The organism is Klebsiella sp. MPUS7 (assembly GCF_009905335.1).
Taxonomy (GTDB): Bacteria; Pseudomonadota; Gammaproteobacteria; order Enterobacterales; family Enterobacteriaceae; genus Klebsiella; species Klebsiella grimontii.
The window spans coordinates 4,857,273-4,872,795 of the sequence record NZ_CP047604.1; the positions used below are offsets into that span (position 1 = coordinate 4,857,273).

At 59.4% G+C, this 15,523-nt stretch carries 12 protein-coding genes and 1 riboswitch; of the genes, 8 read left to right on the top strand and 4 right to left on the bottom strand.

Annotated features, from left to right (window positions below):
- Positions 1-29: 29 nt before the first annotated feature.
- Positions 30-1,214 carry a sugar efflux transporter gene (locus tag GUC22_RS22680; RefSeq protein ID WP_004872206.1) on the bottom strand — a complete coding sequence of 395 codons (1,185 nt, stop codon included), beginning with the start codon at positions 1,212-1,214 and terminating at the stop codon, positions 30-32.
- Positions 1,215-1,445: 231 nt separating this feature from the next.
- Positions 1,446-1,598, bottom strand: a complete 153-nt coding sequence (gene sgrT, locus GUC22_RS22685; protein ID WP_071830630.1) for a glucose uptake inhibitor SgrT — start codon at positions 1,596-1,598, stop codon at positions 1,446-1,448.
- An 87-nt stretch (positions 1,599-1,685) separates the two neighbouring features.
- Between sgrT and sgrR the strand changes: the two genes are divergently transcribed.
- From sgrR to thiQ, 4 genes are all read left to right on the top strand, one after another.
- On the top strand, positions 1,686-3,341 hold the full coding sequence (gene sgrR / locus GUC22_RS22690) for an HTH-type transcriptional regulator SgrR (protein WP_004872209.1): 1,656 nt from the start codon (positions 1,686-1,688) through the stop codon (positions 3,339-3,341).
- Positions 3,342-3,378: 37 nt separating this feature from the next.
- Positions 3,379-3,472: riboswitch (TPP riboswitch) on the top strand.
- A 31-nt stretch (positions 3,473-3,503) separates the two neighbouring features.
- Positions 3,504-4,487, top strand: a complete 984-nt coding sequence (gene thiB, locus GUC22_RS22695; RefSeq protein WP_004872211.1) for a thiamine ABC transporter substrate binding subunit — start codon at positions 3,504-3,506, stop codon at positions 4,485-4,487.
- Complete coding sequence (gene thiP, locus GUC22_RS22700) at positions 4,463-6,073, top strand: thiamine/thiamine pyrophosphate ABC transporter permease ThiP (protein ID WP_049132165.1); 1,611 nt, start codon at positions 4,463-4,465, stop codon at positions 6,071-6,073. Before thiB ends, thiP begins: the two co-directional genes overlap by 25 nt.
- Entirely contained in the window at positions 6,057-6,758 is a 702-nt protein-coding gene (gene thiQ, locus GUC22_RS22705; RefSeq protein ID WP_049132164.1) for a thiamine ABC transporter ATP-binding protein ThiQ, read from the top strand. Before thiP ends, thiQ begins: the two co-directional genes overlap by 17 nt.
- On the opposite strand, the gene GUC22_RS22710 is transcribed toward thiQ, so the two are convergent.
- Positions 6,745-7,512, bottom strand: a complete 768-nt coding sequence (locus tag GUC22_RS22710; protein WP_049132163.1) for a DedA family protein — start codon at positions 7,510-7,512, stop codon at positions 6,745-6,747. The two genes, thiQ and GUC22_RS22710, sit on opposite strands and share 14 nt — an antisense overlap.
- 128 nt (positions 7,513-7,640) lie before the next feature.
- Entirely contained in the window at positions 7,641-8,486 is an 846-nt protein-coding gene (gene araC / locus GUC22_RS22715) for an arabinose operon transcriptional regulator AraC (protein ID WP_004128863.1), read from the bottom strand.
- A gap of 337 nt (positions 8,487-8,823) precedes the next feature.
- Here araC and araB point away from each other — a divergent pair, with 337 nt between their 5' ends.
- The 4 genes from araB (at position 8,824) to polB (ending at position 15,387) form a co-directional block, all read left to right on the top strand.
- A complete protein-coding gene (araB, locus tag GUC22_RS22720; RefSeq protein ID WP_024360298.1) occupies positions 8,824-10,533 on the top strand; it encodes a ribulokinase in 1,710 nt (569 codons plus the stop codon).
- Between the two features lie 10 nt (positions 10,534-10,543).
- Positions 10,544-12,046 (top strand): L-arabinose isomerase, encoded by a 1,503-nt coding sequence (araA, locus tag GUC22_RS22725; protein WP_024360297.1) that lies wholly within the window; start codon positions 10,544-10,546, stop codon positions 12,044-12,046.
- Positions 12,047-12,119: 73 nt separating this feature from the next.
- Complete coding sequence (araD, locus tag GUC22_RS22730; RefSeq protein ID WP_004872223.1) at positions 12,120-12,815, top strand: L-ribulose-5-phosphate 4-epimerase; 696 nt, start codon at positions 12,120-12,122, stop codon at positions 12,813-12,815.
- A gap of 214 nt (positions 12,816-13,029) precedes the next feature.
- A complete protein-coding gene (gene polB / locus GUC22_RS22735) occupies positions 13,030-15,387 on the top strand; it encodes a DNA polymerase II (protein ID WP_160183779.1) in 2,358 nt (785 codons plus the stop codon).
- The last annotated feature ends 136 nt before the right edge of the window (positions 15,388-15,523 follow it).

Genomic DNA, 15,523 nt, shown 5'->3' on the forward strand with positions numbered 1-15,523 from the left:
CCGGCTTCCTGCCGGGGCAATGAAAACGCTTAGATATCTTTCACCCTGCTGGTCATAAACAGCGTCACCAGGGAAATCGCGGCAATCGTCCAGTAGACGCTGGCGTGCCCATAGCTTTGCGACAGCGCGCCCTGAATGACCCCGGCCAGAATGACTCCGGTGGAAATACTGTTGGTAAACAGCGTCGTCGCGGCCCCCGCCCTTCCGGGCATCAGATCCTGAAACCACAGCATGCCAATCCCGGCCACAATGCCGATAAAGACGGCATTAAACAGCTGTAAAATCAGCAGCGCAACCCGGTCGTGAAACAGAATCAGGCCGATATAAAACAGCACGCCCGCCGCAACCGCCGTCACCATCATATTGCGCTTGCCCCAGCGCTTAACGTAGTAGCCCGCCAAAATCATCGCTGGGATCTCCAGCCCGGCAGCGGTGCCCATCAGGATCCCAGCAAGGCTGTCCGGCAGGCCAAGATCGCTGCTGATCCACAGAGGCATATCAATGATATACATGGTATTGCAGGTCCACATCAGCGTGGAGGCGATAAACAGCATCCGCACGTTTTTATCGTGCCACCCTCCGGCCTGCACCAGCACTTCGGCCCCTTCCGAGGGTTGTTCAACGCGGGCGACCGACGGTAGCTTAAAAGCGATCAGCGCCAGGCTAATGACAAAGATCCCGGCGGCAATGGAGAACATGGTGGTGAAGCCATAATTCAGCGCCAGCATAAAAGCCAGCGGTGGGCCAATGACCCACGCTAGCGAGAGCTGCGCACGCATTATCGAACTGAACATCACCACTTCGCGCGCCGAGCTATCGGCATATTCCCGCGCCAGAGCGAAGAGCTGCGGCATCGCGGCATTCGCCACGGAGGCCAGCATAACCCCGCAGGTAATCAGCGTCAGATAGTGGCGATTGAACGCAAACAGCAGCGCGTTTCCCACCGCCATCAGGCAGCAAAACATAATCAGCCGTCGACGATCGCCTCGACTATCGGAGCGTTTAGCCAGCGCCAGGCTGACCAGAATCCCGGCAATGGCGTTAACGGTATAGAACAGCCCCACCCAGAAAGGCTGCGCACCGACTTCGCGGCTAAGAAATAAGCTGAGCGTCGGCGCCTGCAGCGCGCCTGCGATCCCCATCATGAAAGCGACAAGCATAAAAGCGGCGTAAACGCCGTTAAGCCGACGCCCCATCGTCATTAACCACAGCATGAAATATCCTTAAACACGCGAAGAAGAAAACGAAAAAAGCCAGCAGAAGTTTTCTGCTGGCGGGTGATTCTATACTCTATGGATTTCGAGTTGCGGGCAGGCGGCCAGAACGTAAGTCCCTGGGAACATAGATAACTATGTGACCCGGGCGAGCGGGCGCAGCCAACGCACCTGCAGCTTGAAAGACGACGAGTATAACACCAATACTCAGTCACACATGATGTCTGCAAGTCAATGTTCAGAGGTCTGCGACGTAACTCCCCACTGCATCAGTTCACCGAGAATTTCCTGCTGTCTTCCTGCCATCAGGCGGGCCAGCCAGGACGCATCCTGCGTCGCAGAAAAGTAGCATTGGTAGAACTGTTTTGCGGTTGACCTCATCATATCCACCTCCTCGCTTCATCGACGTGGATTATTGCCTTAATATAGGAAGTAATAAATTGCTGAGTTTTTATCAGGAGTTCCCCTTTTATGTCTTCCGGTCGTTTACAACAGCAGTTCATCCGCCTGTGGCAGTGCTGCGATGGCAAGTCGCAGGAGACAACGCTGAATGAACTGGCAGAGATGCTAAGCTGCTCGCGTCGTCATATGCGTACCTTACTCAACATGATGGAGGCGCGCGGCTGGCTGACCTGGGAGGCGGAGGCCGGACGCGGCAAGCGTTCCCGGCTCGCTTTTCTCTATACCGGTCTCGCGCTGCAGCAGCAGAGGGCGGAAGATCTGCTGGAGCAGGACAGAATCGATCAGCTGGTACAGCTGGTTGGCGATAAAGCCGCCGTCCGGCAAATGCTGGTTTCCCATTTAGGCCGCAGCTTTCGCCAGGGTCGGCATATCCTGCGCGTGCTCTACTACCGGCCGATGAAAAATTTGCTGCCCGGCAGCGCGCTGCGCCGCTCGGAAACCCATATCGCCCGGCAGATTTTTAGCGCTCTCACCCGGGTAAATGAGGAAAATGGGGAACTGGAGGCCGATATTGCTCACCATTGGCAGCAGATCACCCCGACCCACTGGCGCTTTTTCCTGCGTCCGGGGATTCATTTTCATCATGGTCGCGAACTGGAGATGGAGGATGTCATCACCTCCCTGCAGCGCAGCAACGCGCTGCCGCTGTTTTCTCATATCGAGCGTATCGACTCCCCTACCGCCTGGACTCTCGACATTCATCTCAGCCAACCCGACCGCTGGCTACCGTGGTTGTTAAGCCAGGTACCGGCCATGATCCTGCCGCACGAGTGGCAGTCGATGGACAATTTCTCCAGCATCCCCGTCGGCACCGGGCCCTACTCGGTGGTGCGCAATAACCAGAACCAGCTCAAAATTCACGCCTTTGACGACTATTTCGGCTACCGGGCGCTGATCGATGAAGTGAACGTCTGGGTCCTGCCGGAAATCAGCGAAGAGCCCAACGGCGGGTTAACGTTACAGGGCACCACGCAAAGCGAGAAAGCGGTAGAAAGCCGTCTGGAAGAGGGTTGTTATTACCTGCTGTTCGACGCCCGCAGCCCGCTCGGCGCCAACGCGGCGGTACGCCAGTGGTTAAGCTATCTGTTCCAGCCCGCCAGCCTGCTCTACCACGCCGGCGAGCACTATCAGGGAAACTGGTTCCCGGCCTATGGTCTGCTGCCCCGCTGGCATCACGCGCGCAGCCACGCCTGCGAAAAACCGCCGGGCCTGGAAACGGTCAGGCTGACCTACTACCAGGACCACGTCGAGCATCGCGTGATCGGCGGGATCATGGCGACGCTGCTGGCCGAGCATCAGGTTAAGCTGGAGATTCAGGAACTGGAATACCAGGAGTGGCACCGCGGTGAAGCGGTCAGCGACGTGTGGCTTAACAGCGCCAACTTTACCTTGCCGATCGATTTTTCCCTGTTTGCCTGGCTGTATGAAGTCCCGCTAATTCGCAACTGTATTCCCATCGACTGGGAGGAAGACGCAAGCCGCTGGCGCGCGGGAGAGCTTAACCCCGCCACCTGGAGCCAGCAGCTGCTGGCCAATCAAACCGTGGTGCCGCTCATCCACCACTGGCTGATGATCCAGGGGCAGCGCAGTATGCGCGGCGTACGCATGAACACGCTCGGCTGGTTTGACTTTAAATCCGCGTGGTTCGCGCCGCCGGAACCGTAATGCTTTCAGTCCGCTGACAAAATCATTACACTAACTGCCGTTCTCAACGGGGTGCTGAATTATGGCTGAGAAAATACCCGTCGAACCTGATCCGGATAACGCCGGCGAAGGGATTTGAGGCCCACTCAAAATCCTTTGCCACCCCTTTTTCTGAGGTGCAAAGTGTTGAAAAAATTACTCCCGCTGCTGGCGCTGGTCGCCGCGCCCGTTTTTGCCAAACCGCTACTCACCGTTTATACCTACGACTCGTTCTCCGCCGACTGGGGCCCCGGCCCGGCGGTTAAAAAAGCCTTTGAAGCCGACTGCGGCTGCGAACTGAAGTTCGTGGCGCTGGAAGACGGCGTCTCGCTGCTCAATCGTCTGCGCATGGAAGGCAAAAACAGCAAAGCCGACGTGGTGCTTGGGCTGGATAACAACCTGCTGGAAGCCGCCTCGCAGAGCAAACTGTTCGCCAAAAGCGGCGTACCGGCCAGCGCGGTCAGCGTACCCGGCGGCTGGGACAACGACACCTTCGTCCCGTTCGATTACGGCTACTTCGCTTTTGTTTACGATAAAAACAAGCTGAAAAATCCGCCGAAAAGCCTGAAAGAGCTGGTTGAGGGCGAGCAAAAATGGCGGGTGATTTATGAAGATCCGCGTACCAGCACGCCGGGTCTGGGGCTGCTGCTGTGGATGCAAAAAGTGTACGGCGATAAAGCGCCGGAAGCCTGGCAGAAGCTGGCGGCGAAAACCGTCACCGTCACCAAAGGCTGGAGCGAAGCCTACGGCCTGTTCCTGAAAGGCGAGAGCGATTTGGTGCTGAGCTATACCACCTCCCCGGCCTACCATATTATTGAAGAGAAGAAAGATAACTACGCCGCGGCGAACTTCGCGGAAGGTCACTATTTACAGGTTGAAGTCGCCGCCCGCACCGCGGCCAGCAAGCAGCCGGAGCTGGCGGAAAAATTCCTCAAATTTATGGTCTCGCCGGGCTTCCAGAACGCGATCCCGACCGGCAACTGGATGTATCCGGTCACCCAGGTTGCGCTTCCGGCGGGCTTTGACGCGCTGATGAAACCGCAAACGACCCTCGAATTTACCCCGCAGCAGGTGGCCGCCGAACGCCAGAACTGGATCAGCGCATGGCAACGCGCCGTCAGCCGCTAGCTTTCGCCTGGCTCCTACCGGGAGTCACGGCGGCCATCATTCTGGTCGTCGTGGCGCTGGCCGCCTTTCTGGCGCTGTGGTTCAGCGCGCCGGAAGCGGCCTGGGGCGTGCTGATCGGCGATAGCTATCTCTGGCACGTCGTACGCTTCTCTTTCTGGCAGGCCTTTCTTTCGGCGCTTTTTTCGGTGCTGCCGGCGATATTTCTCGCCCGCTCCCTCTATCGGCGTCGATTCCCCGGGCGAACGCTGCTGCTGCGCCTTTGCGCAATGACCTTAATTCTGCCGGTGCTGGTGGCGGTCTTCGGCATCCTCAGCGTCTACGGCCGTCAGGGCTGGCTGGCCGAATTATTTAACGCTTTCGGCTGGCAGTGGTCGTTCTCGCCCTACGGGCTGCAGGGGATCCTGCTGGCGCACGTATTCTTTAATATGCCGATGGCCACGCGCCTGCTGCTACAAACGCTGGAAAATATCCCCGGCGAGCAGCGGCAAATCGCCGCCCAGCTCGGCATGCGCGGCTACGTCTTCTTCCGTCTGGTGGAGTGGCCGTGGCTGCGCCGGCAAATTGCTCCGGTCGCGGCGCTGATCTTTATGCTCTGTTTCGCCAGCTTTGCGACCGTGCTGTCGCTGGGCGGCGGCCCGCGGGCAACCACCATCGAACTGGCGATTTACCAGGCCCTTAATTTCGACTACGACCCGGGCCGCGCGGCGATGCTGGCGCTGATCCAGATGATCTGCTGCCTTGGGCTGGTGCTGCTTAGCCAACGGCTGAGCAAAGCCCTCGCCATCGGGGCCAGTAATATTCGCGGCTGGCGCGATCCCGACGACCGGCTGTACAGCCGGCTGTGCGACATGGCGTTGATTGGCGCGGCGCTTTTGCTGCTGCTGCCGCCGCTGCTGGCGGTGATACTCGACGGTCTGAACAGCAATCTGTTTCGCGTGCTGCATCAGCCCGCGCTGTGGCAGGCGCTCGGGACGTCGCTGCGCATCGCGCTTGCCGCCGGGCTATTAAGCGTCATCCTGACCATGATGCTGCTATGGAGCAGCCGCGAGCTTCGCGCCCGCCGTCGCCCGCTGGCCGGGCAGGCGCTGGAGCTAAGCGGGATGCTGATCCTCGCCATGCCGGGCATCGTGCTGGCCACCGGCTTCTTCCTGCTGCTCAATAACAGCGTGGGCCTGCCCGATTCCGCCGACGGTATCGTGATTTTTACCAATGCGCTGATGGCGATCCCCTACGCGCTTAAAGTGCTGGAGAATCCGATGCGCGATATCGCCGCCCGCTACGGTACCCTCTGCCAGTCGCTGGGGATGCACGGCTTTACCCGTCTCAGGGTGGTTGAGCTTCGCGCGTTAAAGCGCCCGCTGGCCCAGGCGCTGGCCTTCGCCTGCGTGCTGTCGATTGGCGACTTCGGCGTGGTGGCGCTGTTCGGTAACGAAGATTTTCGTACCCTGCCGTTCTACCTGTATCAGCAGATCGGCTCTTATCGTAGCCAGGACGGCGCCGTGACCGCCCTTCTGCTCCTGCTGCTGTGCTTTTTACTCTTTAGCGTGATTGAAAAACTTCCGGGGCGCGATGCTAAAACTGAATGATGTGACCTGGCTTTACCAGCATCTACCGATGCGTTTTACGCTTGCCGTCGAACGCGGAGAACGCATCGCGGTGCTTGGCCCCAGCGGCGCCGGGAAAAGTACGCTGCTGAACCTGATTGCCGGTTTTCTGCCGCCTGCCAGCGGCAGTATCGACATCGACGGCCAGCCTCATACCCACACGCCGCCCGCGCGTCGTCCGGTATCGATGCTGTTTCAGGAAAATAACCTCTTTAACCACCTCACCATCCGCCAGAACATTGCTCTGGGAATGCATCCGGGGCTCAAGCTGAACGCGGAACAAACCGCCCATTTGCGGACCATCGCCGAACAGATGGGGATCGATGCGATGTTAGAACGGCTGCCGGGCGAGCTTTCCGGCGGCCAGCGTCAGCGCGCGGCGCTGGCGCGCTGTCTGGTACGCAAGCAGCCGGTGCTGCTGCTGGATGAGCCCTTCTCGGCGCTCGACCCCGCGCTGCGCCAGGAGATGCTGGCGCTGGTTGCCGACGTCTGCCAGCAGCAGCGGCTGACGCTATTAATGGTATCGCACAGCGTGGAAGATGCGGCGCGCATCGCGCCGCGGTCGATAGTTGTGGCCGAGGGACGAATCGCCTGGGATGGCGACACCGCCTCGCTGCTCAGCGGCAACAGCAGCGCCTCGGCGCTGCTGGGCATTAGCGCAAAATAACCTTCTGCAGGGTCTCGAGATAGACCGGCATCAGCGGATGGCGGAAGGCGAAAACCAGCGCGGCCCCGGCGGCGCACACCGAAAGCGGAGCGAGCCACAGCAGACGCGAACGCGGCAGAAAGCGGGTTAACCGATCGGCGGAATTTTTAGCGCAGCGCCACAGCCGCCAGCACAGCCACGCCGCCAGCCACGCCAGCAGCGCCGCGCCCAGCAGCAGCCACTTAAAGCTGGCGCTATTCTCATCGGCCGGGATATCAATGGCCGCCCCGGCGAGGATCCCCGGTAAGAAGTAGAGCGGCGGCCACAGCAGGCAGCCAATGATATTGGGCGGGATGAATTTCGCGACCGGCAGATCGAGCATTCCGGCGACCATCGGCACCAGCGGGCGCGTCGGCCCGACAAATCGGCCAATCAGAATGGTCAACATGCTGTGCTGATGCAGCGCATGTTCGGTTTTATCCAGCAGCGCTTTATTTTTCTTCAAAAAAGACCAGCGGTGCAGCGGCTTTTTGAAGCGCCAGCCCAGCCAGAACGAAATCCAGTCACCGAGCAAACAGCCGATAATCCCCGCCAGCCACGCCTGCCAGAAGTTAACCTCGCCGCTGCCGATCAGCGCCCCCAATCCGGCCATCATCACCGTTCCCGGTAAGATAAGCCCGACCAGCGCCAGCGACTCGAGGAAGGCGACCAGCAGAACGGCTATCAGGGAATAGACCGTAGATTGAGTAATAAAGTGTTCCAGCAATGCTTGCATAATGTACCCGGTTTAAAAACGAAGCACGGATTCTCCGGAGCCGTTAATACTTCGTCAAGCCATCATTTGTTTGTATAGTTTACTGGCTGTGTTAATAACCCGGGCTATCATTTCACTTTCTTTACTTTTTATTCACACCCGGCGCGAAACTCGCTCGGGCTGGCGCCGGTACACTTCTTAAATACGCGCGAAAAGTAGAGCTGATCCTCAAAACCGACGTTACGGCCAACGGTGGCGATCGGCATCCGCGTGGTGCTCAGCAGCAGCTTGGCCTGGCTAATGCGCTGATCCTCCCGCCACCCCAGCACGCTGATCCCCAGCTGCTGGCGGAACAGATGCGACAGGCGCGACGGCGACAGGCACACGTGCTGGGCGACGCTGGCGATATCAAAATGGCTGTCCGCCAGATGGTCGCTGATGTACTGGCAGGCATCGCGCACCCTGTTATCCAGCGGCGGATGCAGCGATTCGTTGATGGCCTCCATGCGCCTGAGCAGCAGCTGTTCCATGAGATTGATCGCCAGCAGTTCGGAGTAACGCCCGGCCCCCTGCCCGGCTTCCACAATCTGCCCGAACAGTTCGCCAAAGCGCGTCTGCCACTGCTCATCCGGGCGAAAAAAACCGGTCTGGGCGAAAATCGTCGGCCAGTTTAGCCATTCATGCCAGTAGGCGCGCGGCCGGAAATAGACCCACTGGTGATACCACTCGCGGGCATCGGGGTGACGGCCATAATGGTGAATCTCTCCCGGCGGAAACAGCAGCATATCGCCGGGCCGGCAGATAAACTGCTCCCCGTGGTTATTGATCACCCCTTCGCCGCGAATCGTCAGGTTCAGGATATAGCCTTTCATCCCCAGCGGGCGGTCAATAAAGAAATCCAGATAGCCATCGGCGTCAATCGGCGTCAGGCCCGTCACCAGATGGGCGTTAAAAGAGTAACCCGGCAACAAAGGATCGTTTTGCGTTTCGGCCATAAACTCTGCTCTCCTGGAGACATTAAGGACACCAATTGTCCATACCTTGCATTTTATCCTCTGGCTGACAGCGCGTGCTGCGACGCGGGTTATAAATTGAATTAAAACCCGCCGCCTCTCGGCAAAAACTGAGCACAGCGCACAATTCAGGCGCTTTTAGCGCATAACTGAAGTGTCTATAAAGACGGCAGGAAAGTCCACATTGAATATTTGCACGGCGTCACACTTTGCGACGTCACAGCAATATAGTCCATAAGATTAGCGAATACAGCCTGACGGTTTTCAGCCCAGATATCTACTGTTTCACCATGAATGATTTTTAGCATGGAGTAACAGCATGGCAATTGCGATTGGCCTCGATTTTGGTAGTGATTCAGTACGCGCCCTGGCGGTAGAGTGCGCAACGGGCGAAGAGCTCGCCGCAAGCGTCGAGTGGTATCCGCGCTGGCAGGAGGGGCTATTCTGCGATGGCCCGAACAACCAGTTCCGCCATCATCCACGCGACTATATCGAATCGATGGAAGCCGCGCTGAAAAGCGTCCTCGCATCCCTTAGCGCCGAACAGCGCGCTGCCGTGGTGGGTATCGGCGTGGATAGCACCGGCTCAACCCCCGCGCCCATCGACGCCGACGGCAACGTCCTGGCGCTGCGCGACGAATTCGCCAGCAACCCCAACGCCATGTTCGTCCTGTGGAAAGACCACACCTCGGTGGAAGAAGCGGAGGAGATTACCCGCCTCTGCCACCAGCCGGGCAAAGAGGATTACTCCCGCTATATCGGCGGTATCTACTCCAGCGAATGGTTCTGGGCCAAAATCCTCCACGTTACCCGCCAGGATAGCGCCGTCGCCGAAGCCGCCGCGTCGTGGATTGAGCTATGCGACTGGGTACCCGCACTGCTTTCCGGTACCACCCGCCCGCAGGATATTCGTCGCGGCCGCTGCAGCGCCGGGCATAAATCGCTGTGGCACGAAAGCTGGGGCGGCCTGCCGCCAGCCGGTTTCTTCGATGAACTCGACCCGATTATTAACCAGAATCTGGCCTATCCGATGTTCAGCGAGACCTGGACTGCGGATGTCCCGGTCGGCACCCTGACCGCCGAGTGGGCCGCGCGCCTGGGCCTGCCGCAAACCGTCGCCATCTCCGGCGGCGCTTTCGACTGCCATATGGGCGCCGTCGGCGCCGGTGCGCAGCCAAACGCGCTGGTCAAAGTGATCGGCACCTCCACCTGCGACATTCTGATCGCCGATAAACAGAGCGTCGGCGAGCGTACGGTGAAGGGTATTTGCGGCCAGGTCGACGGTAGCGTTGTGCCTGACTTTATCGGTATGGAAGCGGGGCAATCCGCGTTTGGCGACATCTACGCCTGGTTTGGCCGCATCCTCGGCTGGCCGCTGGAGCAGCTGGCGCAGGCCCACCCGGAACTCAAAGAGCAGATCAAAGCCAGCCAGAAACAGCTGCTGCCCGCGCTGACCGACGCCTGGGCGAAAAACCCGTCTCTCGACCACCTGCCGGTGGTGCTGGACTGGTTTAACGGCCGCCGTACGCCGAATGCCAACCAGCGTCTAAAAGGGGTCATTACCGATCTCAACCTCGCCACCGACGCCCCGGCGCTGTTCGGCGGGCTGATTGCCGCCACCGCCTTCGGCGCCCGCGCCATTATGGAGTGCTTCACCGACCAGGGTATCCCGGTCAATAACGTGATGGCGCTCGGCGGCATCGCGCGGAAAAACCCGGTGATCATGCAGGCCTGCTGCGATGTGCTGAATCGCCCGCTGCAAATCGTCGCCTCCGATCAGTGCTGCGCGCTGGGCGCGGCTATCTTCGCCGCCGTCGCCGCGGGCGTATATCGCGATATCCCCGCCGCGCAGGAAAACATGGCCAGCCAGGTGGAAAGTACCCTGCAGCCCCGCCCGGCCCAGGCGCAACGCTTCGAACAACTCTACCAGCGCTACCAGCAGTGGTCGCTTAGCGCGGAACAACGTTATCTTCCTTCGACTGCAAAGGCGGAAACCGCGCCGCAATCGCAGGCAGCTCTCACCCATTAAGGATATAAAAATGACTATTTTTAATAATTATGAAGTGTGGTTCGTCATCGGTAGCCAGCATCTGTATGGCCCTGAAGCGCTACGTCAGGTTACGAAGCACGCAGAACATGTGGTGAACAGCCTGAATGCGGAAGCCAAACTGCCGTGCAAACTGGTGCTTAAGCCGCTGGGTACTACCCCGGATGAGATCACCCATATCTGCCGCGACGCCAATTACGATGACAAGTGCGCCGGGATGGTGGTGTGGCTGCATACCTTCTCACCGGCGAAAATGTGGATTAACGGCCTCACGATCCTCAACAAACCGCTGATGCAGTTCCATACCCAGTTCAACGCGGCCCTGCCGTGGGACAGCATCGATATGGACTTTATGAACCTGAACCAGACCGCGCACGGCGGCCGCGAGTTCGGCTTCATCGGCGCCCGCATGCGTCAGCAGCACAGCGTGGTGACCGGCCACTGGCAGGATAAAGAAGCGCATCAGCGCATCGGCGCGTGGATGCGCCAGGCGGTCTCTAAACAAGATACCCGCCACCTGAAAGTCTGCCGCTTCGGCGATAACATGCGCGAAGTGGCAGTGACCGACGGGGATAAAGTCGCCGCGCAGATCAAGTTTGGCTTCTCGGTTAACACCTGGGCGGTGGGCGATCTGGTGCAGGTCGTCAATGCGGTCAGCGACGGCGAAATCAGCGCGCTGATTGATGAGTATGAAAGCAGCTATCGTCTGACGCCCGCGGTGCAAATCCACGGCGATAAGCGGCAGAACCTCCTCGACGCCGCGCGCATTGAGCTGGGGATGAAGCGCTTCCTGGAACAGGGCGGCTTCCACGCGTTTACCACTACCTTTGAAGATTTACACGGCCTGAAACAGCTTCCGGGTCTCGCCGTGCAGCGTCTGATGCAGCAGGGCTACGGCTTTGCGGGCGAGGGCGACTGGAAAACCGCCGCTCTGCTTCGCATCATGAAGGTGATGGCAACTGGTCTGCAGGGCGGCACCTCTTTTATGGAGGATTACACCTATCACTTCGAGAAAGGCAACGATCTGGCGCTGGGCTCGCATATGCTGGAAGTCTGCCCGACCATCGCCACCGCGGAGAAACCGATTCTCGACGTCCAGCCTCTGGGCATCGGCGGTAAAGCCGATCCGGCGCGCATCATCTTCAACACCCAGACCGGCCCGGCGATCGTTGCCAGCCTGATCGATCTCGGCGATCGCTATCGTCTGCTGGTGAACACCATTGAGACGGTGAAAACTCCGCACGATCTGCCGAAACTGCCGGTCGCCAACGCCCTGTGGAAAGCGCATCCGGATCTGCGCACCGCGTCCGAAGCCTGGATCATCGCCGGCGGCGCGCACCACACCGTCTTCAGCCATGCGCTGACCCTCGACGATATGCGCCAGTTTGCTGAGCTGCAGGATATCGAGCTGACCGTGATTGATAACGAAACCCGTCTGCCCTCCTTCAAGGATGCGCTGCGCTGGAACGAAGTGTATTACGGTTCAAAACGCTAAGAGACCGCCCTCTCACCTTCTCCCCTGGGGAGAGGGTGAGGGGAACTGACTCGCCAGCAATTCGGAGCACAGTATGTTAGAAGATCTCAAACGCCAGGTTCTCGAAGCCAACCTGGCCCTGCCTAAGCACAATCTGGTTACCCTCACCTGGGGCAACGTCAGCGCCGTCGACCGTGAACGGGGGGTGCTGGTAATTAAACCCTCCGGCGTCGACTACAGCGTAATGCGCGCCGAAGATATGGTGGTGGTCAGCCTGGAGACCGGCGAAGTGGTTGAAGGCCAGAAAAAACCCTCTTCGGATACCCCAACCCACCGCCTGCTGTATCAGGCATTCCCGACGCTGGGCGGCATTGTTCATACCCATTCGCGTCACGCCACCATCTGGGCGCAGGCCGGACAGTCGATTCCCGCCACCGGCACCACCCACGCCGACTACTTCTACGGCGCGGTCCCCTGTACCCGTCTGATGACCGACGAGGAGATCAACGGCGAGTACGAATGGGAAACCGGCGCGGTGATCGTCGAAACCTTCCGTGAAAAAGGCATCGATCCAGCGCAAATGCCCGGCGTGCTGGTGCACTCGCACGGCCCGTTTGCCTGGGGGAAAAACGCCGAAGACGCGGTGCATAACGCTATCGTGCTGGAAGAGATCGCCTATATGGGCATCTTCTGCCGCCAGCTGGCGCCGCAGCTGCCGGAGATGCAGCAAACGCTGCTGGATAAACACTATTTGCGCAAGCACGGCGCGAAAGCCTATTACGGGCAGTAGCGCCACGGTTTCCCGGCTCGCGCTACGCTTAGCCGGGCTACAGGTGCACAGCCGTCTGCAGGACGGGTAGACGGGTAGCCCGGATAAGGCGTTTACGCCGCAATCCGGGAAACAGCGCGCAACCCAACCTCCGGACTATACCTGTATAAAACCCCAGCATCATTCCGTGAACCAGGCTATAATCAGGCCTGGTTTTCACTCATGAGAGCACGGCGTGACGCAGCCACGAGCAGGTTTTTTACTCACCCGTCACTGGCGGGATACCCCACAGGGCACCGAACTGACTTTCTGGCTGGCGACCGATGACGGCCCGCTTGAGGTTACGCTGCCGCCGCAGGAATCCGTAGCGTTCATTGCCGAATCCCAGCGTCCGCAGGTTGAACGCCTGCTGCAGGGGGAAAACGGCCATCGCCTTGCTGCGCTCAATCTGCAAGATTTTCATCGCCAGCCGGTTTTTGGCCTTTACTGCCGCGCTCACCGCCAGCTGATGCGGCTGGAAAAAAAGCTGCGTGAAAACGGCGTCACGGTATATGAAGGCGACATCCGCCCGCCGGAGCGCTATCTGATGGAGCGCTTTATTACCGCCCCGGTGTGGGTGGAAGGCGAGGCGCGCGGCCAGCAGCTGGTCAACGCGCGAATGAAGCCCAACCCCCACTACCGTCCGCCGCTGAAATGGGTTTCGCTGGATATCGAAACCAGCCGCCACGGCGAGCTCTACTGCATCGGCCTTGAAGGCTGCGGCCAGCGGATCGTCTATATGTTAGGTCCGGAGCCCGCCACCCCGCCTGCCGTCGATTTCACGCTGGAGTACGTCGCCAGCCGCCCGCTGCTGCTGGAAAAGCTTAACGCCTGGTTTGCCGCTCACGACCCGGACGTGCTGATCGGCTGGAACGTGGTGCAGTTCGATTTACGCGTTCTGCAAAAGCACGCTGAGCGCTATCGCATCCCGCTGATGCTCGGGCGCGGCAACAGCGAACTGGAGTGGCGCGAGCACGGTTTTAAAAATGGCGTCTTCTTTGCTCAGGCCAATGGCCGACTGATTATCGACGGCATCGAGGCGCTGAAATCCGCGTTCTGGAATTTCTCCTCTTTTGCCCTGGAATCGGTCGCCCGCGAACTGCTCGGCGAGGGCAAAGCCATCGATAACCCCTGGGATCGGATGGATGAAATCGACCGCCGCTTTCATCACGATAAACCGGCGCTGGCGACATACAACCTGCAGGACTGCGAGCTGGTTACGCGCATCTTCCATAAAACCGAGATCATGCCCTTTTTACTGGAGCGCGCGACGGTCAACGGCCTGCCAGCGGATCGCCACGGCGGTTCGGTCGCCGCCTTCAGCCATCTCTATTTCCCGCGCATGCACCGGCTCGGCTACGTTGCGCCGAACCTTGGCGCAGTACCGCCGCAGGCCAGCCCCGGCGGCTACGTGATGGACTCGCGCCCCGGCCTGTACGACTCGGTACTGGTGCTGGACTACAAAAGCCTGTATCCGTCGATTATCCGCACCTTCCTGATCGATCCGGTGGGGCTGGTTGAAGGGCTGGCGCATCCCGATGACGCTCACAGCACCGAAGGCTTTCTTGGCGCGCGCTTCTCGCGAGAAAAACACTGCCTGCCGGGGATTGTCGGGCAGATCTGGCACGGGCGCGACGAGGCCAAGCAGCATAAAAACAAGCCACTGTCGCAGGCGCTGAAGATCATTATGAACGCCTTCTACGGCGTGCTCGGCACCAGCGCCTGCCGCTTTTTCGATCCCCGTCTGGCCTCCTCCATCACCATGCGCGGCCACGCGATTATGCGCCAGACCAAAGCGCTGATTGAATCCCAGGGCTACGACGTTATCTACGGCGATACCGACTCCACCTTCGTGTGGCTCAAGCGGGCCCACAGCGAAGAGGAAGCCAGCAGCATCGGCCGCTCGCTGGTGGCCTTCGTCAACGAATGGTGGGCGGCGGAGCTCGCTAAAGATGGGCTGGCCAGCACCCTGGAGCTGGAGTTTGAAACCCACTTCTGCCGCTTTCTCATGCCCACCATCCGCGGCGCGGATACCGGCAGTAAAAAACGCTATGCCGGAATGATTCAGGAAGCGGATGAGCAGCGCATGGTGTTTAAAGGCCTGGAAACGGTGCGTACCGACTGGACGCCGCTGGCCCAGCAGTTTCAGCAGGAGCTTTATCTGCGCATTTTCCGTCATCAGCCCTATCGCGATTACGTACGCGAAACCATCGATAAGCTGATGAACGGCGAGCTTGACGATCGGCTGGTCTACCGCAAACGCCTGCGCCGTCCGCTGGCGGAGTATCAGCGCAACGTGCCGCCGCACGTGCGCGCGGCCAGGCTCGCTGATGAGCAAAACGTCAGGCTGGGCAGGCCGCAGCAGTATCAGCAGCGCGGCAGCATTAAATACGTCTGGACCACCGGCGGGCCGGAGCCGGTGGACTATCAGCAATCGCCGCTGGATTATGAACACTACCTTTCTAAGCAATTAGAGCCGGTCGCCGAAGGAATACTTCCCTTTGTCGACGACGATTTTGCTACAATAGTGACGGGACAACTGGGGCTATTTTGATTTTTCCTCACCCATTCCGCTGGCGCAAAAGCCGTAAAATGAAGGGTGAGGAGGACGTGACGAACGTTCCGCCATCCAGTAATATAGCGCCCTTTCCATTCCTGGACCCAATTTTGACGTATCTCCGATTCTCCAT